The organism is Paenibacillus sp. LjRoot56, from assembly GCF_964253335.1.
GTDB lineage: Bacteria > Bacillota > Bacilli > Paenibacillales > NBRC-103111 > Paenibacillus_E > Paenibacillus_E allorhizoplanae.
In genome coordinates this window covers 79,795-103,446 of record NZ_CAXURV020000005.1, presented here as the reverse complement: position 1 = coordinate 103,446, position 23,652 = coordinate 79,795, and the positions used below count along the sequence as shown (strand labels likewise).

Annotated in this window: 25 protein-coding genes and 2 pseudogenes; 10 read left to right on the top strand and 17 right to left on the bottom strand. The window is 47.8% G+C overall.

Annotated elements, in window-relative coordinates; translation table 11 throughout:
* The first annotated feature begins 234 nt into the window (after positions 1–234).
* Entirely contained in the window at positions 235–369 is a 135-nt protein-coding gene (locus tag ACSQ8O_RS32440) for a hypothetical protein (protein WP_436245063.1), read from the top strand.
* A gap of 18 nt (positions 370–387) precedes the next feature.
* On the opposite strand, the gene ACSQ8O_RS32435 is transcribed toward ACSQ8O_RS32440, so the two are convergent.
* Positions 388–822, bottom strand: coding sequence for a DUF1232 domain-containing protein (locus ACSQ8O_RS32435; protein WP_236287979.1), 435 nt, complete (start codon positions 820–822; stop codon positions 388–390).
* Positions 823–1,082: 260 nt separating this feature from the next.
* Between ACSQ8O_RS32435 and ACSQ8O_RS32430 the strand changes: the two genes are divergently transcribed.
* Positions 1,083–1,274 carry a CDGSH iron-sulfur domain-containing protein gene (locus tag ACSQ8O_RS32430; protein ID WP_056610876.1) on the top strand — a complete coding sequence of 64 codons (192 nt, stop codon included), beginning with the start codon at positions 1,083–1,085 and terminating at the stop codon, positions 1,272–1,274.
* A gap of 86 nt (positions 1,275–1,360) precedes the next feature.
* On the opposite strand, the gene ACSQ8O_RS32425 is transcribed toward ACSQ8O_RS32430, so the two are convergent.
* Entirely contained in the window at positions 1,361–2,080 is a 720-nt protein-coding gene (locus ACSQ8O_RS32425) for a hypothetical protein (RefSeq protein WP_436245062.1), read from the bottom strand.
* A 226-nt stretch (positions 2,081–2,306) separates the two neighbouring features.
* Between ACSQ8O_RS32425 and ACSQ8O_RS32420 the strand changes: the two genes are divergently transcribed.
* Positions 2,307–3,527: an MFS transporter gene (locus ACSQ8O_RS32420; protein ID WP_436245061.1), complete on the top strand. Its 1,221-nt coding sequence runs from the start codon at positions 2,307–2,309 to the stop codon at positions 3,525–3,527.
* Here the strand turns inward: ACSQ8O_RS32420 and ACSQ8O_RS32415 are convergent.
* Entirely contained in the window at positions 3,498–4,226 is a 729-nt protein-coding gene (locus ACSQ8O_RS32415) for an MOSC domain-containing protein (RefSeq protein WP_436245060.1), read from the bottom strand. The genes ACSQ8O_RS32420 and ACSQ8O_RS32415 overlap by 30 nt on opposite strands.
* A gap of 110 nt (positions 4,227–4,336) precedes the next feature.
* Here ACSQ8O_RS32415 and ACSQ8O_RS32410 point away from each other — a divergent pair.
* Positions 4,337–4,474: pseudogene (locus ACSQ8O_RS32410) on the top strand (LysR family transcriptional regulator); the annotation flags it as partial.
* 197 nt (positions 4,475–4,671) lie between these two features.
* On the opposite strand, the gene ACSQ8O_RS32405 reads toward ACSQ8O_RS32410, so the two are convergent.
* Positions 4,672–4,998 carry an EthD family reductase gene (locus tag ACSQ8O_RS32405; protein ID WP_436245059.1) on the bottom strand — a complete coding sequence of 109 codons (327 nt, stop codon included), beginning with the start codon at positions 4,996–4,998 and terminating at the stop codon, positions 4,672–4,674.
* A gap of 180 nt (positions 4,999–5,178) precedes the next feature.
* Between ACSQ8O_RS32405 and ACSQ8O_RS32400 the strand changes: the two genes are divergently transcribed.
* Together ACSQ8O_RS32400 and ACSQ8O_RS32395 are read left to right on the top strand one after the other, a co-directional pair.
* The gene (locus ACSQ8O_RS32400; RefSeq protein WP_436245058.1) at positions 5,179–5,511 is read left to right on the top strand and encodes a PadR family transcriptional regulator; all 333 of its coding nucleotides are present in this window, start codon (positions 5,179–5,181) and stop codon (positions 5,509–5,511) included.
* The gene (locus tag ACSQ8O_RS32395) at positions 5,504–6,022 is read left to right on the top strand and encodes a DUF2812 domain-containing protein (protein WP_436245057.1); all 519 of its coding nucleotides are present in this window, start codon (positions 5,504–5,506) and stop codon (positions 6,020–6,022) included. The genes ACSQ8O_RS32400 and ACSQ8O_RS32395 overlap by 8 nt, the downstream gene beginning before the upstream one ends.
* A 48-nt stretch (positions 6,023–6,070) precedes the next feature.
* Here the strand turns inward: ACSQ8O_RS32395 and ACSQ8O_RS32390 are convergent, their stop codons facing one another.
* From ACSQ8O_RS32390 to ACSQ8O_RS32370, 5 genes are all read right to left on the bottom strand, one after another.
* Positions 6,071–6,577, bottom strand: a complete 507-nt coding sequence (locus ACSQ8O_RS32390) for an ankyrin repeat domain-containing protein (protein WP_436245056.1) — start codon at positions 6,575–6,577, stop codon at positions 6,071–6,073.
* A 175-nt stretch (positions 6,578–6,752) separates the two neighbouring features.
* Positions 6,753–8,462 carry a methyl-accepting chemotaxis protein gene (locus ACSQ8O_RS32385; protein WP_436245055.1) on the bottom strand — a complete coding sequence of 570 codons (1,710 nt, stop codon included), beginning with the start codon at positions 8,460–8,462 and terminating at the stop codon, positions 6,753–6,755.
* 208 nt (positions 8,463–8,670) lie between these two features.
* A complete protein-coding gene (locus ACSQ8O_RS32380) occupies positions 8,671–9,297 on the bottom strand; it encodes a LysE family translocator (protein ID WP_436245054.1) in 627 nt (208 codons plus the stop codon).
* A 2-nt stretch (positions 9,298–9,299) separates the two neighbouring features.
* Positions 9,300–10,175 (bottom strand): N-carbamoylputrescine amidase, encoded by an 876-nt coding sequence (gene aguB / locus ACSQ8O_RS32375; RefSeq protein WP_436245053.1) that lies wholly within the window; start codon positions 10,173–10,175, stop codon positions 9,300–9,302.
* Between the two features lie 6 nt (positions 10,176–10,181).
* Positions 10,182–11,222, bottom strand: coding sequence for an agmatine deiminase family protein (locus ACSQ8O_RS32370; RefSeq protein ID WP_436245052.1), 1,041 nt, complete (start codon positions 11,220–11,222; stop codon positions 10,182–10,184).
* A 253-nt stretch (positions 11,223–11,475) separates the two neighbouring features.
* On the opposite strand from ACSQ8O_RS32370, the gene ACSQ8O_RS32365 reads away from it, so the two are divergent.
* Positions 11,476–12,111 (top strand): FMN-dependent NADH-azoreductase, encoded by a 636-nt coding sequence (locus tag ACSQ8O_RS32365; protein ID WP_056610925.1) that lies wholly within the window; start codon positions 11,476–11,478, stop codon positions 12,109–12,111.
* A gap of 445 nt (positions 12,112–12,556) precedes the next feature.
* Here the strand turns inward: ACSQ8O_RS32365 and ACSQ8O_RS32360 are convergent, their stop codons facing one another.
* The gene (locus tag ACSQ8O_RS32360; RefSeq protein ID WP_436245200.1) at positions 12,557–14,488 is read right to left on the bottom strand and encodes a hypothetical protein; all 1,932 of its coding nucleotides are present in this window, start codon (positions 14,486–14,488) and stop codon (positions 12,557–12,559) included.
* Between the two features lie 318 nt (positions 14,489–14,806).
* Between ACSQ8O_RS32360 and hmpA the strand changes: the two genes are divergently transcribed.
* The gene (gene hmpA, locus ACSQ8O_RS32355) at positions 14,807–16,024 is read left to right on the top strand and encodes an NO-inducible flavohemoprotein (RefSeq protein WP_436245051.1); all 1,218 of its coding nucleotides are present in this window, start codon (positions 14,807–14,809) and stop codon (positions 16,022–16,024) included.
* Between the two features lie 539 nt (positions 16,025–16,563).
* On the opposite strand, the gene ACSQ8O_RS32350 is transcribed toward hmpA, so the two are convergent.
* From ACSQ8O_RS32350 to ACSQ8O_RS32340, 3 genes are all read right to left on the bottom strand, one after another.
* Positions 16,564–17,067 carry a Crp/Fnr family transcriptional regulator gene (locus tag ACSQ8O_RS32350; protein ID WP_436245050.1) on the bottom strand — a complete coding sequence of 168 codons (504 nt, stop codon included), beginning with the start codon at positions 17,065–17,067 and terminating at the stop codon, positions 16,564–16,566.
* A gap of 73 nt (positions 17,068–17,140) precedes the next feature.
* Complete coding sequence (locus tag ACSQ8O_RS32345; protein ID WP_436245049.1) at positions 17,141–17,647, bottom strand: hypothetical protein; 507 nt, start codon at positions 17,645–17,647, stop codon at positions 17,141–17,143.
* A 145-nt stretch (positions 17,648–17,792) separates the two neighbouring features.
* Entirely contained in the window at positions 17,793–18,968 is a 1,176-nt protein-coding gene (locus ACSQ8O_RS32340; RefSeq protein WP_056610941.1) for an ROK family transcriptional regulator, read from the bottom strand.
* Between the two features lie 173 nt (positions 18,969–19,141).
* Between ACSQ8O_RS32340 and xylA the strand changes: the two genes are divergently transcribed.
* Positions 19,142–20,461 (top strand): xylose isomerase, encoded by a 1,320-nt coding sequence (xylA, locus tag ACSQ8O_RS32335; protein WP_236287954.1) that lies wholly within the window; start codon positions 19,142–19,144, stop codon positions 20,459–20,461.
* Positions 20,462–20,798: 337 nt separating this feature from the next.
* Here the strand turns inward: xylA and ACSQ8O_RS32330 are convergent, their stop codons facing one another.
* The 4 genes and pseudogenes from ACSQ8O_RS32330 to ACSQ8O_RS32315 all read right to left on the bottom strand — a co-directional run.
* Positions 20,799–21,509 carry an S-layer homology domain-containing protein gene (locus tag ACSQ8O_RS32330; RefSeq protein ID WP_436245048.1) on the bottom strand — a complete coding sequence of 237 codons (711 nt, stop codon included), beginning with the start codon at positions 21,507–21,509 and terminating at the stop codon, positions 20,799–20,801.
* A gap of 23 nt (positions 21,510–21,532) precedes the next feature.
* Entirely contained in the window at positions 21,533–22,180 is a 648-nt protein-coding gene (locus ACSQ8O_RS32325; RefSeq protein ID WP_436245047.1) for a hypothetical protein, read from the bottom strand.
* An 85-nt stretch (positions 22,181–22,265) separates the two neighbouring features.
* Positions 22,266–22,580, bottom strand: a complete 315-nt coding sequence (locus ACSQ8O_RS32320; protein WP_436245199.1) for a YiaA/YiaB family inner membrane protein — start codon at positions 22,578–22,580, stop codon at positions 22,266–22,268.
* A pseudogene (locus tag ACSQ8O_RS32315) lies at positions 22,557–22,694 on the bottom strand (YiaA/YiaB family inner membrane protein); the annotation flags it as partial. The gene ACSQ8O_RS32320 and the pseudogene ACSQ8O_RS32315, both read right to left, overlap by 24 nt.
* Positions 22,695–23,030: 336 nt before the next feature.
* On the opposite strand from ACSQ8O_RS32315, the gene ACSQ8O_RS32310 reads away from it, so the two are divergent.
* A complete protein-coding gene (locus ACSQ8O_RS32310; protein ID WP_436245046.1) occupies positions 23,031–23,612 on the top strand; it encodes a TetR/AcrR family transcriptional regulator in 582 nt (193 codons plus the stop codon).
* Positions 23,613–23,652 lie beyond the last annotated feature (40 nt).

Sequence of the window (23,652 nt, the reverse complement as noted above, 5' to 3'; positions counted from 1 at the left end):
TCTATGTTGTCGCGAAATAACTGCGCAACAAATAACCGACGAAGTTTCTATTCGTCGGTTATTTGTTCATTGATTCTATTTAGTTAGATAAATGTCACTGCATGACTGACCACAAACACCTCAACTGCTTCAGCTACGGTTGCCCCATCAAACGAATAGCTGGAAAACGAATAGCTGGAAAACGTACAGCTAAATCCGCGCTATTCCACAACTCAAGTGAAATAGCTGGAAATTATGACGTTAATTTTGCTCGTATTCAGCGGAACCGGCGAGTTCGAAGAAAATAACGACATATTTTCCATTAATCGTATTTTCCAGCTGTTAACAGTGAATATAGCTGTAGATTTTCCAGTTAAACGAAGCGATTAGCCACTTCCCCTCTACCAACTACTTCTCCACATGCACGTCATCGTCCTTCGCTTTCCCCTGCTCCTCTACTACGTGACCATCAATATCGATAATATCTTTGCTGCTCACAGCATCGTCTCCAAGGAAATCCCTCAGCTTGCTCTTCGCTTTCCGCCTAACCTCGTCATCGATGCTCTTCGACACAGCTGCCAAGGCTAAACCTAGTGCACTTAGATCATCCACATATCCCACAATCGGCAGTAAATCAGGCATTAGATCTAACGGCAAGATGAGATACCCCAATGCACCATAGATTTGAACCTTTGCGCGGAGCGGTGTTTTCGGGCTATCCAATGCGTAAAAAAGCAGCAATCCGCTATAAATTACTTTACTGCCGGCTTTCTTAGCACCTTTTTTCAACTTGGACCAGAAGCCATCAATAGTGAAATACTTTTCATATTTGGACGCATTCATGTAGCGATCACTCCATTCATCAGCAATTACACTGTATATACCCCTATTTTACACCTATCTCACGCTTGAAGCTTAATTCTTTATTGTTATGGCACTAATTGATTATAGATAATCGCATCTGGCAACAATGGTGAGAAATCCTCTACCCACGGCTATGCAAAGATGCAGCCCGCGTTAGAGGAACTATTCTCGCCAGTAGAAAGATGATTGCGGGAAACAAAACCTCATACTTTCTACGATGGCAAAAAAATTGGAGGCGTATGGTTGTGGCAGAAATTAAAGTTCTGGATAATGGTCCCCTACTTGTAACTGGCGTTACGTTAATGGATGGTGAAGGAGATCCCATGGAAACGAAAGAACAGATTTACCTGTGTCGTTGCGGACTCTCTTCGAACAAACCTTATTGTAACGGTGCTCATAAAGGGCATTTTGAAAGCCAGGTTCGCGACTAACCTTATAGCACGCGTACGACCGTTCTAACATTCACTGACAAAGGGCTGCTCTCAAGTTGATACTTGAGGAATAGCCCTTTGTATATTTAGTGTATGGACGATCGCCCGATCGAACCATTCTCTCGCTCATTGGTTATCATCAGCGTGGCACGCAGATCGTTCTGATTCGTGTACGCTTGCAATTCGAAAGGTACGCTGACAGAAGCAGGCAAAACGATATACCAAACGATATAACCCTCATCAGTCTTTACAATCTCGGCTTCATACTCCCTCGCCCCTGCTTTATCGCCCTTCACAACGATATGTGTGATAGACGTATCTCCAATTTCTCCAAATAACAGGAATGTCCCCCTGGGCTTTTCCAACCGAATTGGCATCATCATATAGGAAAGTGCAGTATCCGACGATGTGTCCATCTTATCTGCGCCAATAGAGTACCCACCACCAGAAGCCCATTTCCACCCCAGCCATGATTTCTTTGCGATTTCTACTTTCAAGTCTGTCCCGCTATGATCTTGCAGCCGTTTGCTGAATTGTAGAACGCCTTCGTGAACATGCTTCCGAAAAATGACTTTATATTTATCTTCATTGAAAGATCCTCGAAATTGTCGGATTGCCTCCTCGGACGTTCGTTCGAGTGGGATACGCAGTGTCTCTGTAAGCCCCATCGCCTTGGACAGCCCCCAATCTGCTATACCTCCCGGCTTTTCTATCACATAGATCGTGGAATAGGCTAGGATAAGCACAACAAAGAGCATCCCTGTCACCAAAGCGTATCTGGGCATTCGCCGAACTACGTTTAGCATGTGCATTCTACCTCCGTTCGATGATAATCGGGCGGCGTAAGTTGAACACCACTCGCTTATTTTACCATTCGTTGGAAGTTACTGTCACGATTTTGTCCCCATCATAGGTTCAAGCAGCCTCAACTAACTTTTACCCAAGTCCATCTAAAGAAAGCCCTATACAACGCATAGCATATCCTGTATGGTGTTGAAATCGACAACTTACAGCATGAAATGAGGCCATCGTATGATTTCAGCCCTACGTAAACTTACTTCCATTCGGCTGCCGTTCTGGGTCATGTTTATGAATACCTTCAGTATGGCGGTCGGATTTTATATGATGATCCCCCTGCTTGCTTCCTATTTATTAAACGACATCCTGCTGACCGTTACCATGGTTGGTATCATCTCCGCTATCCGCAGCTTCAGCCAGCAAGGTCTTTCCGTCCTTTGCGGTACCTTGGCCGACAAGCTTGGCTATAAGCGCACGATTCTGATTGGTTTGCTCATCCGTACCTTTGGATTCGGCATGTTCGGCTTTGTCGACAGCATCCCAGGCTTTATCATCGCTTGCTTCTTCTCAGGCTTAGGTGGATCACTATTCAACCCAGCTAGTTATGCGTATTATGCAGCGTTATCGACTTCGAGCAATCGGATCACGATTTATGCCATTCGAGAAATGTTAAGCAATATGGGATTCGTCGTGGGTCCTGTCCTGGGTGCCTTACTCATGGGCTTTCATTTCAAATACGTTAGTTTGGCCGCTACCCTTATTTTCGCATTTTCCTTTTTCTTTAGTCTCTTCTTTTTGCCAGCTATCCAAAGTGAACAATCTCGCAAGGCATATACAGGCATCTGGTCTCAAATGCAAAACGTATGGAGTAATCGCCCTTTCCGACGCTTCATGCTCTTCACGATGATCTCGTGGTCCCTGGTCACTCAGTTATACATTGCCGTTCCGTTTCGTGTTCATCAGCTCGCTTCGGATGCGAATATCGGACTCATTTACAGCTCTGGGGCTATCGTTATGGTCCTGCTGCAGGTTCCACTTTCTAAATTAGGCAACAGGAGGTTACAGCCTTTCGGCGTGATGTCATTAGGCACCTTGCTGCTTGCTGGGGGCTTATTTACAATGGGAATGATGGGATCCATGTGGGGGATTTATGCGGGGGTTATCGCCTTCATGATTGGACAGGTTTTTCTACAGCCCATGATGAATACCATGGTTTCCGATTATGCCGGGGATGAGCAGATTGCTAGCTATTTCGGTTTTAACAGCTTTGCGCTTTCCATCGGGGCTATTATCGGAAACGTAGGCGGTGGCTATCTGTATGATCTAGGAAATGTGCTTGGCTGGCAAGGGCTTCCTTGGGTGTGTTTCTTGGTGTTTGGGCTTATAAATATTCGATTTATGCTCAAAGAGCAAAGGACGACGAGCTCAGGAAGCTCCGTTCGCAGTGCCGTCTGAAGCATCCGTCGTTACACTTGTACCGCCTGTTAGTCGTTCTCGCGTATCTGTCTCCTGACCTCCAAGCCTCTTCAGCAACGTTGCCCGCCAACTCACCGACAGCTTATCGACTTCAAGCAGCTTTCGGATGCCTGCAATATGATCTTTCTCCTGATGCATGATCCGGTTGGCGTAAGCCACAGTGATCGCTTGGGGATGCGCGAAGATCAGCTTCAATTTATCGGATTTGTCTACAAATCCTTCACGCAGTACCCGGAAATAGAAGCCGGTATACCCGGTTTCTTGCACGATCAGCGGCATATCAGGCCTGTCGTACTTGACCGATAATTTGAAGCAAGGCTGTCGAGGTTGGCTCACTTCAACGATCGCTTCCCCCAACTCAAAGATATCTCCGATGCACACCTCCGACTCCACTAAGCCACGGATCGTTAGATTTTCTCCAAATGCGCCATAGGTCAGCGCCTGGCCCAACTCTTGCTCCCAGTACGCATAATGTTCAAAAGGATATACACACACGGCCTTTTCTCGACCACCGTGATGAACGAGATCAGCCTGTCCATCCCCTTTGAAATTCTCCCATGACAAAAATAAAGTTTCATAAGTTGGCTGCTTATGAATCCCTGTGGTAATTTCTTTGTTTTTATACGGGATTAGCTGTGGCTTGCCGATATTGATCGACAAAATTTCAACAGATTTCATCTGAGGTCACCTCCAAATATAGTTATTATTTCTTTATGATTCAGCTTATAATGATAGCTAAAACCTATCATATAGGAATGATGTTACGCAAATAACGGAGGCCTACCAAGATGGAGCTTAAACAATTAGAGTACTTTATGGCGGTATGCCGAGAACTTCATTTTACCCGTGCCGCTGAGAAAATGGGGATTGCTCAACCCTCGTTGAGCCAGCAAATCAGGTTGCTCGAGCATGAAATCGGCACGCCTCCCTTGAGAAAATAGCTTTCACGCGCTACTTCTTTTCGGGTTCAGTATAGATTGGGATCATTGATTCTTCAATACAATAAATTTTCTTATAACGATAGGAAATTCCTATGATTCGCACAAAAAACAGACTGCCCTGATGTCCGAGGAAATATCATTTCCTCGCACGGCAGCCTAAATGCGTAATACCCTAATCTCCTTCACTCCCCTTGGAACGAAGCCACAACTTCCTCGATATAGATATCCTGCTCTCCGACATAATAGTTCGCAACATCATCCTTCAATTCCTGAACTTTAGGGTCGCTGATAAACGCCTCCAAAGCTTCTTTTGTTTCAAAATACAAGCTGAATATGAACGAATACCTCGGAGTCGTTCCATCTGCTGAGGATAGGACCTTTTTGACCTCATACTTGGTGGCCCCCATTTCAAGCACTGTCTTCTTGGATAACATAGCAACATGTGTATTCAGATAATAAGCTTCATCGAAGGGGATACCTTGTTTGTAGTGAAAAGTTAATACTAGCATGCAATCATCTCCTTATATGGTTATAAGCTCATCATAAACGATGACATTAGTGGTAGTGTCAATTCGCAAATGCCTATTGCACTCTATATCACGCGGTGATATACTCATCTCATGATATATCACGACGTGATACAACGAGGAATGATACAACATAACCTGATATAAGAAAAAGGAGACTTTATGGATAGTGAGAAGCTCTACCGTCAGTACTTGCCGATGTCTGAACCGGCTTATTACATTTTGCTTTCCCTGACTACAACTCGGCATGGTTATGGCATTATTCAGTGGGTGGAGGAGCTCACACAAGGTCGAATTCACCTCGGTCCTGGCACGATTTATGGCAGCTTATCTCGGATGGAGAAGGATCGTTTGATTCAAGCTGTAGCTGAAGAAGAGCGTCGTAAGCTGTACCGCATCACCCCTTCTGGTAAAGAACTACTCAAGCTGGAGATCGCCAGAATTACAGAGCTTTACGAAAATGCGAAGAAAGTAGAGGGATCTTTATATGAATGAGACCAAAAAGGTGTTTAAATGGTGGGACAGTTCACAATCGGAGACAATTACAGCATGGTTGGAGGATATGGAGGCGCAAGGCTGGCATTTACAACGTGTAAATTGGAATGGCCTGCGTTTTCACTTTGAGAAAGGTGTTCCTCGCAAAATGAGCTACTGCGTAGATTACCAAACGAAGGTGGATCCCAACTACGCTAGCATTTTTGAAGACACAGGTTGGGATAAAATTTACAGCGGCGCAGGCTGGTATATCTGGAGACAAACGTATCAGCATACAAAGCCTGAAATTTTCACTGACATTGACTCCATGATCGAACGGAATAAACGACTCATTGGTGTATTTACGGCGGTTACTGCCGCACAAATCCCAGTTTTCATGATAAACATAAAAAATACGTTCTTTTATCCCTTGCTGATCCTCTATGTACCCGTTCTTGTCTTACTGGTCATTAGTCTATACCGTTTAGTTGCGGCCAATAAAAAACTACAAGCCAAAAAGGACATTCTTTGAACCGCTAGCCGGTTAGCTGAATGTCCTCTATTCACTCTTCGTGATCCATTACCCAATAGCCCCGTGCTCTCGCAACAAGCCAACTACTGCAGTATGACCCTGCTCTTTGGCTAGATCGATCGCATAGACGCCATCCTCTAATTTGGCATTCACATCCGCACCCTGGTTGATCAAAAGCTCAATGATCTGCGCACTATCCTTATGAAAGGCTGCCACATGCAGGCTTGTATGCCCATTGCTATCCATAATCGTCGGCTTCGCACGGTGAGCGAGCAGCAATTGTATGACCTCTAAACTCCGCTCACCGGCAATAGCCGCGTGCAGTGCCGTATTCGACGGAATGTAACTAACTTTAGAATGCGATAAGGCATTCACATCAGCGCCATTTTCCAAAAGCAGCCGAACCACTTCGCTCTGACCGAAATGCGCTGCAAATCCCAGAAGGGTAAGGCCATCGCTGTTCTCAGCATTGGCAAGCGAAAGATCCGTGTCCAGCAAATCCTTGACTCGGTTTACATCGCCTGTGCGTGCTGCTGTAAATACATCGTTAATCATGTAAGGGGGCCTCCTCTAATTTATTCGCTATTTCAATTCGGCAAATATCTAGATATTTCCTTTTTCCCGTTTAAATAAATCGTTATACTCGCCGAATGCGAGAAAAACCCACAGCAGTTTCGCTGTAGGTTTTCTAATCATGATCTACTTCGTTCGTTCATGAAGGAAAATCATTCTATATCTTGAACTTACCGACGGCTTGCTGCAGTCTCAGTGACATACTGTTCAAGTCGTTCGCGAATGCAGCAACTTCTTGCAGTGCTGCAAGCTGCTGCTCCGCGCTCCCCGCTACATTCTGCGCAGCGAAGGCCGATTGCTGTGCAATTGTAGACGATTCGATCACCGAGGCCGTCACCTCTTCGGATCCTGCCGACATCTCTTCAGCCACTGCCGAAACATCACGGATCTGATCTGCCACTTGATCGATGGCCTGCAGGATCAATTGAAACGCCTCACCCGCCTCATGTACGACGACGATCCCCGTGTGAACTTCTTTGGTTCCCTCACTCATCGCCTCGACAGCTAGCTGAGTACCCTGCTGGATTTGTTCAATCAACCCGATAATCTGATTGGCAGAGCTGCCTGATTGTTCGGCTAGCTTCCTTACCTCTCCGGCAACGACGGCAAAACCCCGACCATGTTCCCCAGCACGAGCCGCTTCAATAGCTGCATTGAGTGCCAGCAGATTCGTCTGCGTCGCGATACTGGAGATCACACTTACAATGCTGCCGATTTCTATGGATTGCTGGTCAAGCATCTGCACCATGGAGGCTGTACGATCGACTGTCGCCCGTATGGATTCCATCTGCCGAATAACTTGTTGTAAAGATACGTTGCCATGCCTTGCTTTCTCGGAGGCATCCATGGAAACCTCTGACACGGAAGAAGACGTTTCTGCAATCCGTTGTATGCCTATTGACATTTCCTCCATGGCTCGAGCGCTTTCATTGGAAGTTAAGCCCTGAGCTTCGGCCCCCCGCGCTACGGCCTGGATCGAAGTCGCAATCTCGTTCGAAGCCGCCGAGGTTTCTTCAGCGCTTGCCGAAAGCTGCTTTGAGGAAACGGCTACATCCTGTGAGCTTGCGTTCACCTCTCTAATCAACTCTTGCAAATTAAGAATCATTCGACTGAAGCTATCGGTTAATTTCCCTACTTCATCCTTACTCCGACTCGTAATCGTGCGCGTTAAATCTCCCCCAGCAATACTTTGTGCTACATTCATCAACACATTGATAGGTCTAATGATGATTCTGCTAAGTAACAGTGCAATGCCTATGCCAAGTAAAACATCGATAATACAGGATATTATGAGTGTAAAATTGACGGAATGAACTTCCTCAATTAAATGATCTGTTGACTCCTTAGATTCTTGATTGAAGCTGTTAATGTATTGATCTGCCACGGTATAGATCGTTTGTTTGAATTGGTCGGTCTGATCATCTGCCTTCTTATTTTCATCGCGAAGCTGCGCAGCCGTTAGTTTACTGTCTTTTTTATTAATGTCCTTGACCACATCAAATGATTTGATAAACCCCTCGCTGGCGGTTCGCAAACTTGCAGCTAACTCTACTTCCTTCTGGCTGTCCGATCTTAGCGCAATGAACTCGAGGTATTCTCTGAATTTCACCTCGTTTTCCTTGTACGCTTTAGCAGCTTCATCACTTTGATTGATAATGACATCCGCTTGATTACTGTATAAGATACCTACATAATTCTTAAGCTCGTAAGCAGCCTTGACCTCCGCATTGCGTTCCGTTTCCTGATCCAATGCACTTTGGACTTGAGACAGTTTAAAGTAATTGTTCCCTGCAGCAATTGTAAATAATAAAATAACTAAAAGCATGCCAGATAGTAGTTTCGTTTTTAAAGACCAATTTTTAATCATAAAAGACCCCTTCTTTCTTCTTTTGAATTCTAGCCGCTACCTACGTGCATCGTTCCATTGCCATTGAATTCAAGAAAGTCTTTTTCTCATCTAAGTAGTCATCTAAGAGGTCAACAATCGACAAATTTCGCGGGCTATTTTATATATATCGACAAATACGATTGAAAAAATAAGGTGCTATGTTACGTTCCATAACATGCCAAAAAAGCTACCCCCGGAAGAGTAGCCCCATGATTGCAAACAAACCAAATACCGATAACATCGCACCAGAGACGCGATTAATCCACAGGAACGCCGCTCCTTTGAGCCGCTCCCGCAACAATCCAATCAACAAACTGAGCAGCAGCCACCATAATGCCGAGCCCGCAAACACACCGACCACCAAGGCGATCGCAGGCGTAAAGCCTGCATCCGCGCTATCGCCCAGCCCGAGCCCCGCAAATGCACCGACGAACGACATGATCGTCATCGGATTCGTAATGGTGAGCAGCAGGGTCGACGCATACGATTTAAACAGCGTGTCCCCACTTGCTTTGGCTGCCTCAACCGCAGGCTTGGAGCGAAATGTTTGCACGCCCAGATAGATAAGGAAAAGACCGCCAACCAACTGCAGGATCACCTTTTGATCTAACAAAAAGCTAGTAATCAACGTCAAACCGAACCCAGCGATGAAGCCATAAATGGCATCTGCCGTAGCGGCGCCTAGTCCAGATAGAAAGCCATGCAATCGGCCAAGCGTCAAGGTTCTGCGCATACATAGGATCCCGATAGGGCCAACTGGTGCCGCGATGGAAAAGCCTAATAACAGGCCCTTAAGTAAGGGAATCAGCCACACGCTTAGAACACCTGCTCACCGTCATACGTAGCGATTTTCTTGTATAGATCCGGACGACGATCGCGGAAAATCCCCCATTCGATACGCTGGATCTCCAACTGATCCAAGTCGAACTCGGCAACGAGAACCGTTTCCTCGTCACGCCCAGCTTCCTCAATCAGATTGCCCTGCGGGCCTGCAATGAAAGACGAACCATAGAAGTTGATGCTGGAATCCTCATCTTCTTCCTTCCCGATACGGTTCGATGCAATTACCGGCATCAAGTTGCAAGCCGCGTGACCGCGCATGCACATTTGCCAGTGATCCTTCGAATCTATGGAACCATCCTGCGGCTCTGAGCCAATAGCTGTCGGGTAGAACAACAGTTCCGCCCCCATCAGCGCCATTACGCGTGCAGCTTCTGGGTACCACTGGTCCCAACAAACGCCGACGCCGATTTTGGCGTAGCGGGTTTTCCAGACCTTGAACCCTGTATCTCCTGGGTTAAAATAGAACTTCTCCTCATACCCTGGACCGTCAGGGATGTGGCTTTTGCGGTACGTGCCGAGAACAGAACCATCGGCATCAATGACAGCAAGCGAATTGTAGCGCGCGTAGTTCTTTTTCTCATAGAAGCTGATTGGCAATACAACGGCCAGCTCCTTCGCAATCTCACGGAAGTGATTGATCGCTTTGTTCGTTTCCAGCTCCGTTGCGAAGCGATAGTAATCGGACTTTTCTTTTTGGCAGAAATACGGTGTTTCAAACAACTCTTGAATCAAAATCACTTGCGCACCCTTCGCCGCGGCTTCACGCACCAATTTCTCTGCTTTGGCGATGTTTTCTTCTATATTATCGGAACAGCTCATTTGTGTGGCTGCTACAGTCACTTTTCTCACGTAAAATCACCCTTTCTTGCTGGCTGGCATTTGCTGCGTCGTGCAGTGAACATTGCCGCCTTCTTTGATAATAGACATGCCGTTAATTGTACGGATTCGACGTTCTGGGAATGTCGCTTGAAGCACTTCAATCGCCTTGCGATCTGTCTCTTCCGAAGTACCACCAAATACCGGCAAAATAATGCCGCCGTTCACAAAATAGAAGTTCAAATAGCTAAGCGTCAAGCGCTGCTCTTCAAAGAACGTCAGCGGTGGTTGCTCGATCTGAATAATCTCGAAAGATCGGCCTTTCGCATCTGTCGCGCTGCGGAGAATTTCCAAATTCTCCTGCGTAATCGCATAGTTGGCATCCGAAGGATCGTTGCAGACTTGCAGAATGATTTTGCCTGGAGCAGCGAAGCAAGCAATATTATCAACGTGACCGTCCGTCTCGTCGCCGTCGAGCCCTTTGTTCAACCAGATGATCTTCTCCACGTTCACGAAATTGCGGACATGCTCCTCAATCTCCTCGCGGCTCAGATCCGGGTTGCGATTCGTGTTCAGTAGACATTCTTCTGTGGTCAAAAGCGTACCTTCCCCATCCACGTGGATGGAACCGCCCTCCATGACGAGCGGAGCGTCAAACCGTTTCACACCATGATGCTCTGCGATTTGTGGAGCTACGTTATCATCAAGATCCCAAGGCGCATACTTGCCGCCCCATGCGTTGAATTTCCAGTTAACTGCGGCGATTTCTTGCTGCTCGTTCAAGACGAAGGTTGGACCGTTGTCGCGGAACCAAGCGTCATTATGCTGGATCTCAAGGAAATCCACATTAGATTCGGTGAACATCGCTTTCACTTGCTCTGCATCGGAAGGGTTAACAATCACGGTTACAGGCTCAAATTCGGCAATCGCCTTAGCCAAATCCGCATACCCTTGGGACACGACCGCGTGATCCTCTGGGTAAACCATCGACGCTTGAACCGGCCAAGAAATGAAAGTCCGCTCGTGCTCTGTCCACTCTGCCGGCATGCTATAGTTTACATCTTTAGGTTTCGTCATCATCCGTCATCTCACTTTATCTAAATTTAGTTAATCTCTTATAGGAAGATTCAAATAAAAACATCGTCTCCCATCATAACTCAAAAGCCGCCAAGGCTCAATGTAAATAGGTAGTTCTGTAACCAAATCTTTGTGGAAAGGAACTCGCTTTACGGCATGCTACAGCTTTCCCATTACCTACCAGCATATTTGAAATGCTTTTAATACAAATTAGAAGAGGATTTCATAGACTGCATACCCGAAAGGATTGATCACTTTGGCAACTGTTCTGCATATTACTGCACATCCTCATGATCATCAAACGTCTTACAGTATGGCCGTAGGTAAAGCTTTCATCGATGCCTATCGCGAAGCGAACCCCAATGACGAAGTGATACCTATTGATTTGTATCGTGTCCAAGTGCCGCATATTGATGCGGACGTGTTCAGCGGATGGGGTAAGCTGCGCAGTGGACAGGACTTCTCCTCCTTAACTAGCGATGAGAGCGCCAAGGTAGGACGAATCAGTGAACTCACCGAGCAGTTCATTGCCGCAGACAAATACGTATTCGTTACGCCGATGTGGAATTTCTCGTTCCCTCCTGTGATGAAAGCCTATCTGGATGCTCTTTGCGTAGCTGGCAAAACGTTCAAGTACACCGAAGCTGGCCCTGTTGGCTTACTTTCTGGCAAAAAAGCACTGCATATCCAAGCACGTGGTGGTGTCTATTCAGAAGGGCCAGCGGCCGGCATGGAATCGGGTCATCGGTATATCAGCATTATTATGGCGTTCTTTGGTATTACAGAGACACAAGGTTTGTTCGTAGAGGGGCATAACCAATTCCCCGATAAAGCGGAGCAAATCAAGGCGGATGCGATTAGTAAGGCGAAGGAATTGGCCCATACGTTTTAATAGGGAGCTGTCCCCCAAGATGAATGGATCTTGGGGGACAGTTTTTACTTTTTGGATTGGCTGCTCAGCTCGGTAGAGTTGACGACTTCTTTATTAGCAGGAGTTGGGCTGATTAACGGACACAGAAGACGCTAATTGGTTCAAAAGTGCCCCTTAACAAGGCTAACGGACATGAGTGCCGCTATTTGCTTTAATTGCACATGCTAATCACACAAAATGATCAAATAACGTCGCTGGCGTCCGTTACGTTGAAGAATGGCTTCTTTTCTGCGGAATAAGGTCGCTAGTGTCCGTTAGATAGGTGGGTGATAGGTGGTGGATAGAAAATTAGAATCCACAAGCAAGACAAGCCGGCAAGTAGCACTCTCCCCCTCAATATAGCAAATAAGCCTCCAACGCCACTCACGTGGACATTTGAAGGCTCACACATCTTTACAGTTCGAAATTAGGATCTAGCTAATGTAACACTAGTGCCCCCTTTTCCTACCAAAAAGGGATAAGTTAAATATAACCCGCCAACATATAGCACCACCGCTATGTAAACAGGCAATAAATGTACAAAGTCCGTGTAGCCAATATGTGCGTGAACCAAAAGCCCTGCAGCAAAGCCGGGCAGCCCACCCCAGAGGAATGTCCACCATAACCAGCCCTCACCTTGATTGACCCCCCAAAGCGCCGAAGCAGTTATCGCTACTGCCAAGGAAAACAAAGCACCGCCAAAGCCCGCACGATCATGTGCAATAAGCGGAATAATGGTCTCACTCCAAGCTGACAATTGTGAAGAAGTTACGCCTAAATAGGCCAAATCGCTTGGGACGAATACCTCCGTTATACCGACAAAGGATATTGTAAGTCCCCCGATTCCCAGACCAAAGCCAAGTATCACGAAGCAACACTGCCCCCATTGCGCTCTTAGCCAAACTCGATCATTTCGTAGCCCTGGCGGTTTGCGAGACGGATGATCCTTCAACCCACGCAGCGTCAGCAGCAGCATAGGCAGCAAAACTACCGCTACAGCCGCATGAAGTGGATCAAAATAACCGTAACCCAGATACAAAAAGAAACTACTAAAGCCGACAACGCATGAGGATATGACGGCCGTTCGCGCCCAATGCAGCCCGTAACGTAAACCGTGATGCGCTAGCTGATAATAGAAAATGCCAATGGAGATCATCGTACCCGCTAAGGTAATGCGATCATGAGACATGAAATGGAGTAAATGTTTATTGAAATGGATAATTTCACTGCGTGATTTGCCCAAAAAGTCCTCATCATAAGGCAACAGCACCGTTGTCGCTGCGATCAACCACGCGAGCACACCGCCAATGATCATCCCTAATCCCAGCAGGCTCATCCATCCCCAATTCGCCCAAAAGGAAGGGGTGGGTGGAAAGGAAGAGATCTCCCCATGCTGGGGAGCCGTCGAAGGGACGGAAGATTTATCAACAGCAGTTTTGGCATTGGAATCCTGCTCGTTAGCGTCAACACTGCCTTCGTACGGCAAAGCCTCAGCGTCCGTGAAGGCCACAGAAGCTGTGATGCGATCATACAGGATCGCTTCGTTGATCCGCTTCGGCAGCCCTGGCCCCGCGTAGACGAGCCCGCTGTGCAGTATGACGCTCGTCGCTCCTGCTGCCAGCAGCGCGCGCGCGTCCTCCGGCTGATGCACGCCGCCGGCCGCCACAACCGCGCTGCGCTCGCCCAGCGACTCGCGCAGCAACCGGACCTTGCTCAGCTGCGCGCTGAGCAACGAAGCGCCGCCGCCCACGCGCTCGCGGCGAGTGCCCGGCTCCCGCTGCGCGTCGCCGAGGACGACACCGCTGAAGCTGCGCGCGGTGTCAAGGATCGCCCGCAGCTCCCCCACCGGGAGCTCCTGCGGTACATACACAAGCAGCGGCTTCCCCGGTGCCGCTGCCTCCGCAAGCTGGCGTACCTCCGCGAGGTACGCCAAAGCCTCATCTAATGGCCAGCCTTCGGCTAGGCCATCGAGGGTGAACCCCGCCGCGTACGGCGCCAGCTTGAGCAGCAGCTCCCGCTGCTCATCTAGCGCTTCGCGCGGCGAACTCCCCGGCATCGGTCGCAGCCGCACGAAGTGCGGCAGTCGATGCCCCACGCCCTTGCGCAGGCGCGCAGCGATCACGTGCGCGCCGTCGTTCTCGTAGCCATCGGCGTAAACGATGGCTTCCTCTTCCGCCATGCGAGTAATCGATGCATGGCTATTAACAGCTCGGACCGTCACGGGTCCGAGCTCGATGAACCCGAGCCCGAACTGGGCGAGGGCCTTGTGCGCCGTGCCGTGCGGGTCAAGACCGCCGCTGAGGCCGACGGGGCAAGCAATCGGCACGCCTGCCAGCTCGCTCGCCAGCAGCGGCGACATTTCCATGTGGCCCATCGTGCGGATCACGAAGGTCCCACCAGGAATGCGACTTAGCCCACCAATCGCATGCAGTGTAAGATCTCTTGCCCTCCACCCGCTAAACTGGAAAAGCAGCGGTTTAAATAACGTATGATACGACCAATCGGGCATAGGCCGCCTCCTCTTTTGGATGATAGTTCCAGTATACCGTGTATCCTTGCCTCTGCCCATAGACACACTTTGTTGCGATTCCCTGTGATTCTAATCACAGGGGTTCCCTCCACTTATTCGCTATACTGAAAGCATCAAGTCATTCTACTGGAAATGAGATGATCCGACATGCTAAGCGAACAAACCATCCGAATCATTAAATCCACCGTGCCTGTATTAGAAGTTCATGGTGTTGCGATAACCAAACGTTTCTACGACAAGTTGTTCACATCTCACCCTGAGCTTTTACATCTATTCAATCACGCCAATCAAAAGCAAGGCCGACAGCAGACAGCTCTAGCGAATGCTGTTTATGCGGCAGCGAAGCATATCGATCGATTGGAAATGATCCTGCCAGCTGTTAAACAAATTGCTCATAAACATCGCAGTCTTGGCGTCAAACCCGAACAATATCCCATCGTTGGGCAACATTTGCTAGGCGCAATTAAAGATGTACTGGGCGATGCAGCGACAGATGAGATTCTCGGGGCATGGGCTGAAGCCTATGGGGTCATTGCCAGTGCATTCATTGGCATTGAGTCGGATATGTATACCAATTCCGCTCTGCAGCCTGGAGGATGGTCCGATTTCAGATCCTTTGTCATCGCCCGCAAAGACAGAGAAAGCGACGTCATTACCTCCTTTTACCTAACGCCGCAGGATCATGGTCCGATTGCTGCATTCGAAGCTGGACAGTATGTCAGTGTTCGTGTCCAAATACCCGGCGATGCCTACACACATATTCGTCAATACAGCCTCTCTCATGCTTCTGGACAACCGTTCTACCGAATCTCGGTTAAACGCGAAAACACCAATCCAGCTGTGCCTGCGGGCAAAGTTTCCGTCTTTTTGCACAATCACGTTCAAGAGGGAGATGTTCTATGGCTCTCCGCGCCAGCAGGTGACTTTACATTAGATCAAACGGATACACGACCTGTTACGCTTCTTAGCGGCGGTGTCGGACTCACCCCTATGGTGAGTATGCTGCATTCACTCGTCACCACGCAGCCAAATCGAAAGGTTACTTTTATCCATGCTGCTCAAAATGGGGGACATCACGCGCTTCGCAAAGAGATCGAACAGCTGGCTGAAGAGCATCCTCAAGTCACACTTGCTTGGTGTTACGCGCAACCGACAGCTGCCGATACCCGTGAGCAGTCTTACCACAAAGAGGGCTACGTAGATCTCCCATGGATCCAAAGCCTTGTTCCATCTGTGGATGGCAGCTTTTACTTCTGTGGACCTCTGCCGTTCATGAAAGCCGTGAACCAATCGCTCATCGCGTGGGGTGTTCCTGAATCAGACCGTCATTACGAATTCTTCGGACCTTCCGGTGCTCTTTCCTAGTTGGACCCCTATGAAAAACGGCTCTGTTTGCATAATGCGACAGGGCCGTTTTGATTTGAAGGGCATCTGGAGTAGTGCCGGAAATTTCTCCCTAGGAATGAAAATCCAAATAACTGGAATTTCTCCATCTAATTCAAATCATTTTTAGCGAAAATGATACTTAACTGGATTTTATACAGGTAATTTCGCTACTTATCACAAACTGGAGAGAAATCGCTGAAAATAACTACATATAATCCAGCTATTCCTCTTTTCGCGCTAGACTCCACTAATATAACAGCATAAAATCCATCTAATTTGTTGAAGGGCGGAGCGGTCTATTGGTTGGAGGGTGAGCGGTCTATTGGTTGAAGGGTGAGCGGCCCATTTGTCGGAATGTGTGGGGGCATTTGCTGGAGGGTGTGCGGTCCATTTGTTGGAGGGTCAGCACTCTATCTGCCGGAAGTTCTGCGGTTCATTTGTTTGAGATTGTCCCTTCCCTTTCGTTTGACCGAAGATTAGCCCTAGCACTCATTCCCTGATACCTCCCGGTTCTATACTTACTTTTTCCCTCTTTCACGCAACAACCGATTCACCGTTTCTCGGCGAAGCCCAATGAACTGCCCTATTTCCTCTTGGGTTAGCACGTCGGTCAACTTCAAAGTACCGATATACTGCGCAAACCATGCCTCCATTTTCAACAATTTAGCCGCTGGAGCAACTGCTGTTAGCTGATCAATCCGCTGCTGCATCATGCGCAGCTTCTCCTGTAATTGGCGCGCAATGGTGCGAAAGTGGTCTGGATTGTTTTCCAAATCCTCGTACCAGCGGTCCGCAGGCAGCACTTCAACCTCACTTGTCACGAGTGCGATCGCCGTTGCATAGTAGGCACTTGGACTAATTAGCGAGTGATGCGGAATTGTCTCACCAGGTACAATGATATTCACAAGTGCCGTGTTACCATCTTCATGTGAACGGACAATTTTCAACAGTCCCGAATGCAGCTTGAATAGTAAACCCATCTCGCCTTGGCGGAACAGGATTTCCCCTTTATGCAATTTCATCTTCGTATCCCCTTTAACGAGAAAAAGCGACAGCACGCTTGGGGCTGATCGCTTTTATGGATATCTTGAACGACTATACTTCCTTTTTCAAGGACTCAAAAGGAGTCCGAATTTGCAGACGTGCTTGTGTTATTTTGCCCGATAAGCTCACGTACCAATTCAACTGCTCGACCTTGCCAATCAGCCAAATGGATACCAGTAAACCTGTAAGCGACACGAGAACCGCAATCGGCAATGCCCACATGGAGACTGGATGAGCGAAATAAGGGATGAATGAAACCGCTAAGATTGGCGCCGCATTCCATTTGAAAAATTGAATTAACGTAATCGTCACAAGGGCTGTTAGGAAAAAGGAAACGGCTCCCGTGCTAATGGTATAAAAAATACTGCCCATCGTAACCGCAATAATGGCTCCGATAATAATGCGACGTATTTCTCTTATGTTGTCTACACGATGCATGAATAGAAAACTAAATGCGCCCAGCGTTGGGTAGAAAACCATCTTCATCGATGGAAAGTGATAGGATGCCCAATAAGCTCCCATCAGATAACAGCAAATGATAAGTGAACGAAGAAACATCGTTGGTTCCCGTCCTTTTCTATATGGGATTCATGAGGCCGTTCATGTTCTAAACCAGACCTTTCCCATTTTACAAAATAGACAGAGAATCAGTCAATAACTTTACATGTTATGTTATGTCATTTTTTCCTCATTTTTCACTTGATTAGTTCCGTTCCACCGACACGGTTGTCGAAGCAAAGAACTTCGTCACCGCAAAAGACGCCGCACCAAGCACAGTAGATCGATCACGAAGCTCCGAAAATTCCACCTTCAACTGCTTGCGCGGATGCGGTAATGATCGCTTCTCTAGCAGATCCAAAAGCGGCTTCATCAGCCACTTCTCGCCACCGGCCAACCGGCCTCCAAGAATGATAAATTCCGGATTATATCCGTTAATGATGTTCACAACACCGACCCCGAGGTAATAGCCCAGCCGTTCAAAAAGCTTGATGACCCCTGCATCTCCGCTTTCGGCTTTGCTAAGCAGACTTTTTAGGTCGACTTCGCGCCCTAGCTCTCTCCCTGCTTGTTCCAATAAGGCATGCTCCGATGCGTATAGCTCCCAACAACCTAAGCTGCCGCAGCGGCACTTCGGACCATCATGCTGAATCGAGATGTGGCCAATCTCGCCGGAGAAACCCGTCGCCCCGCGATACAGCTCGTTTTTGATAATAATGCCCGCACCGATCCCCATACCGATAGATACATAGATGAGATTCGCAGTATCTTTCCCTGCACCGAACTGTTTCTCGCCCACTGCCCCAGCGTTCGCTTCATTATCAATCACAACAGGAAGTCCAAATTCAGCTTCTAGCTGACTCTGCAGCGGCACATTCTCCCAGCCCAGATTCGGGGCAAACAACAAATTCCCCTCCTCATCTACGATACCTGGCACGCCAAGGCCGATGCCAATCACACCATAAACGCTTTCTGGCGCCGTTTCAATCAACTCACGGATCGTCGTTTTGAGTAAGTGCGTAACCTGCTCGACAGATTCATTGTGATGCTGGATGCGGTTTTCCCGAATCACTTTACCCGTTAAGTCGGTGAGAACAGCCAACATATCATGCACACCAAGATCAACGCCAATCGCATATCCTGCCATGCCATTAAAAAGAAGCATCATCGGCTTGCGCCCGCCGCTCGATTCTCCAGCGCCGATCTCCTGGACGAGGGAGCTTTCGATCAGCTCATTCACAAGACTAGATACCGTCGCTTTCGTCAGCCCTGTAATCTCAGCGATTTTAGCGCGTGAGATCGGCGAATCCGTGCGGATGTGATGCAAAACGATCGTTTTATTTATCTTTTTCACGAGGTTTAAGTCGCCTGTTTGTTTCATAATTATCCCCCATACCGTTCCAAATGCTACAAGTCTTCGCTATGGAAATGATTCTAACATAGAAGACTTTTTCGCGCACTAACTAAGTTTGTTTAATGAATTTACAAACTTTCGGAATGATGCTATGATGACTTCATAAGCACTTATCATTCATTTATACGGAGGCTGAATTCATGAGCTACTTTGACAACATTCAACCAGTTAATTACGAGGGCCCGACATCCACGAACCCACTTTCCTTTAAATTTTACAACCCAGATCAAGTTATTCTAGGCAAAACAATGCGTGAGCATATGCGTTTCGCAGTTGCTTACTGGCATTCTTTCTCTGCTAATGGTTCCGACCCATTCGGTGCGGGTACGAACATCCGTGCTTGGGACAAATACGACGGCTTAGAGCTGGCGAAAGCTCGCGTTGACGCTTGCTTCGAGCTTCTAAACATTCTAGGTGTCGACTACTTCGCATTCCATGATCGCGATATCGCGCCAGAAGGCAACACCCTGCAAGAAACGAATGCTAACCTCGACGAAATCGTTGGGTTGATCAAAGATAAAATGGCTTCCACAGGCAAAAAGCTTCTATGGAACACAGCTAACATGTTCACCAACCCGCGCTTCGTTCACGGGGCTGCTACTTCCAATAATGCAGAAGTTTTTGCTTATGCAGCTGCACAAGTGAAAAAAGCTTTGGACCACGCGAAAGAGCTTGGCTCTGAAAACTATGTGTTCTGGGGTGGGCGTGAAGGTTACGAAACGCTTTTGAACACGGATCTTGGTCTTGAGCTCGACAACCTTGCTCGCTTCCTGCACATGGCCGTTGCTTATGCCAAAGAAATCGGCTACACAGGTCAATTCTTGATCGAACCTAAACCGAAAGAGCCTTCCAAGCACCAATATGATTTCGATGCAGCGACAACACTTTCATTCTTGCAAAAATACGACCTGCTTCCTTACTTCAAATTAAACCTTGAAGCTAACCATGCTACGCTTGCAGGTCACACGTTTGAGCACGAGCTTCGTGTAGCTCGCGTTAACGGCATTCTTGGTTCCATCGATGCGAACCAAGGCGACTTGCTGCTAGGTTGGGATACAGATGAGTTCCCAACTGACCTATACTCGACAACGATGGCGATGTACGAAATCCTCTTGAACGAAGGCGGCATCGGCCGTGGCGGCGTGAACTTCGACGCGAAAGTTCGCCGTACTTCCTTCGAGCCAATCGACGTTGTTTATGCACACATCGCAGGTATGGACGCATTCGCTCGCGGCTTGCAAGTTGCAGCTAAATTGATCGAAGATAAAGTATTCGACAACATCCTTGACACGCGCTACGGTTCCTTCAAGTCCGGTATCGGCGCAGACATCGTGTCTGGCAAAGCAGACTTCAAGTCCCTTGAAGCTTATGCACTTGAGAACAACGCTCCGATTGTGAACCAATCCGGTCGTTTGGAATTGATCAAAGCAACTGTGAATCAATATTTGCTTAACGCTTAATTTGTTTAACACCAAAAATCCCGCTTCGGCCATTGGGCTGGGGCGGGATTTTTTTTGGATTGAGTCACTGAAACGTATGAACCTTGGCTCCCGATGAAATAACTGGATTTTCTGTAGCTAATTTCATGGTAAATGCTCATTTCATTGGAATAAATGGATAAAATGAAGCTAATTTAGTCGCATCAGTCCTAAATCAGCGAATACGGTAATTTTAACTGTATATCTTCCATCTATTCGTCTAAATTAACTGATTTGAAGAAAATTAGCTGTAGTTTTTGCAGTTAAGTACCTCGTCGTGCGGGATTATTCGACACATCGCGGCCTACTTCGATCGCGCCTATTTCAATGCATCGCGGATCGCATCTTCGATCTGATCCATCGGATCGCTGCTCGGCGCCTTGTAAAGTCCGCTAGCTACAGCTGCGCTTACGCTCACTGCCTTGTCGTCCTCGACCAGCTTCTGCAGCAGCGTGCGCGTGCTGCCCTTGAGCTTGGTCTGGATGGCGCGATACGCCACCGCGACCATCTCATCGCGGCGAAACACAGCGCCTTGCGCGATCAGCTGCGCCTCAGTCGCGCTGAGCAGTCCGCTTGTCGCCGCAAGCTCGCGAGCCGTCTGCGGCTCTGCCTCCGCATAGCCGAGCGCGCGCAGCGTCAGCGCCAAGAACTGCTCGCCGGTGATGCTCGCATCCGGCGCAAAAGATTCGTTGGTCACACCGTGCACCAACGTTTTACTAAACGCGAAGCCGACGGACTTCGCGGCCCAGTGCGTCGCCGGCACATCCGTGAACGGCGAACTCAGCCCTTGCGCATTCGCGGCGGCGGTCTCCCAGCCGAACAGACGCAGCAGCATCGTGGCGCCTTGCGCCCGTGTTAGCGTCTGCTCGAGCTCGTAGCCGCGATCCGTGCCTTGGAACAGCTGCAGCTTGTTCAAGCTGTCGGCTTCCGCCGTGTGCTTCACCCCAGCGTCCGCAGCCCAAGCTCCTCCGGCAAACAGCGTGGATAGAAGCACAGTTCCAATCAGTGTCATAGCCAACTTCTTGACCATAAATGCCTTGCGTAAGTTTCCCATCATCGCTGCACCGCCTGATTCGCGCCTTTGTGACGAAGCGTGGAGAGGTCAATCACGTAGGAAGTCTCCGTTAGCCTTTGAAAAAAGGGATCTACCGAACCCACCAAATCCCATTTAAAGCTGATGGCAAAATCCATTGGATTCCCATAATCATCCCATTTGCGCATCAGTCTAATCGTTTTCCAACCATCGGAGTAGTCCTTTACGACGCTTTTATCGGTTAGCTTTTTACCTGTAACGAACTCGGTGTTCTGCCCTCTTACTTGGTTATTCAAGTTGTAAATAGGACCCCCACCATTAGATAAACCACGCGCAATATTCACGCCATCCGTAACGCTAATGAACTCCTCTGTGAAGGAGTAGCCCGTCGGCATCGTCAACTTAACCACACCATACAACACTTGCAATGGCTTAGCCGAGTCACTGTAAACTGCATCGTAGACTGACTTGGATACCGAAGGTTTCCCCACCATTGCTTGCGGATAAGCAGTAAATTCGGCCGCATACTGTACCTGAATATCCTGCATCTCATACGTAATACTGCTGGGCTTAGTGACGACTTGCTCAGCCCCCCACACAGGAACTGTAAAGCCAAGACAGCCTATTAGCATAAACAAAGAGATTACTTTACTTATTTTCCTAATCATACCAAATCCCTCCCAATTCATAGATTACTAGATGATCGGGAGGTTGGCAATATGCCATAAGCTATAGGGAATTAGCAAATGAAGACTACTCTTCTACTTTAATTTCATTTGAATGAAAAGGTGTATTTACACTAGAAGTCAGCGCATCGTCATCGTTATTATCACGGACTGTTTTTTGCAGAACAAACGAGGACATGGTCAGGAACAAAGCCGTGACGGCGTAGTACCCTTTGACCGAAAGAATCTGATCGAGATTAATGATGCCGATGAACATGCCTAGCAAAGCTAAGGCAAACGAGCTCCATGCTAGGAATGTAAAAGCCGATGTATTCCGTTTGCGAGATTCGTATCCATCCTCCAAATTATCACGAATAACCTTCTGCAGCACGAACGCCGACATGGTAAGAAAAAGTGCGCACACGGCGAAATACCCCTTCACGCTAAGCGATTCTTCAAGTGTATATATCCCAATAAACATTGCTACGAAAGCTCCAATAAAGGACGCCCACGCCATAAAAGTAAACGCTGCCGTGTTCCGTTTCCGTTGATTCATCATCTTAAAAATCCCCCTATCGTTGCCAAGCAACGTTATGAATGACTTGCTCTTGATACTCAGTATATGGTACTCAGAGCGTTCAAAATAGTACTATTTTCCAATAGTACCTACTCCTAAGACTAAGCCTACATGTACTTTTCGTAGACAGATCTTGCTACAGCGCGACCAACACCCCTCCAGCCCTCGTTTCACCTGCTGTAAGCGTGAAAAACATCACTACAGCTCGACCAACACCCCACCTACACAACATGGAACAATTTGACATCGCTTTTTTAGTACTGTATAGTACTATTCATGACAAAAACAAAAAAAATATCCAATCGTGATGTTGTACTTCTCACCGCCAGGAATCTCTTTCTGACTCAAGGCTATTTGGCGACGAGTATGGATGAAATCGTGATCACCAGCAAGGTGTCTAAGACGAATATTTACTATTATTTCAAAAGTAAGGAAGAGCTCTTAGCCGCGATTCTCGATCAGCTTATAGGGGCTTATACACGGGAGATGCAAGAGATCGCAGCACGTTCAGACTTGTGTGTACAGGAGCGTTTCGATCTATTCCTTCAAGGAATGGCAGGCTCTGAAACCAGCTTCTTAGCTGGCTGCCCCTTCCTCACGCTATATACACAGATGCCGCAGGAGGCGGACGAACTTAGACGGAAAGTGGGGTTGTTTTTTCAGGAACAAATGCGCCTAGTGGAAGATCTGCTCCTCGAAGGTGTGCGCAAAGGAGAGTTCTCTCCTAATCTTTCTACAAAAGCTGTCGCAGGGCTCATCGTTTCAACACTCGAAGGCGCTCTTTTTCTACAGCATGCGAATCAAGATCCAGCTTTACTGGGTCAAACCCTTACTACTTTAGCCCAATTGCTAAAGTAATTTTTTTACTCATGATTAGTACTAAACAGTACTAGTAAAC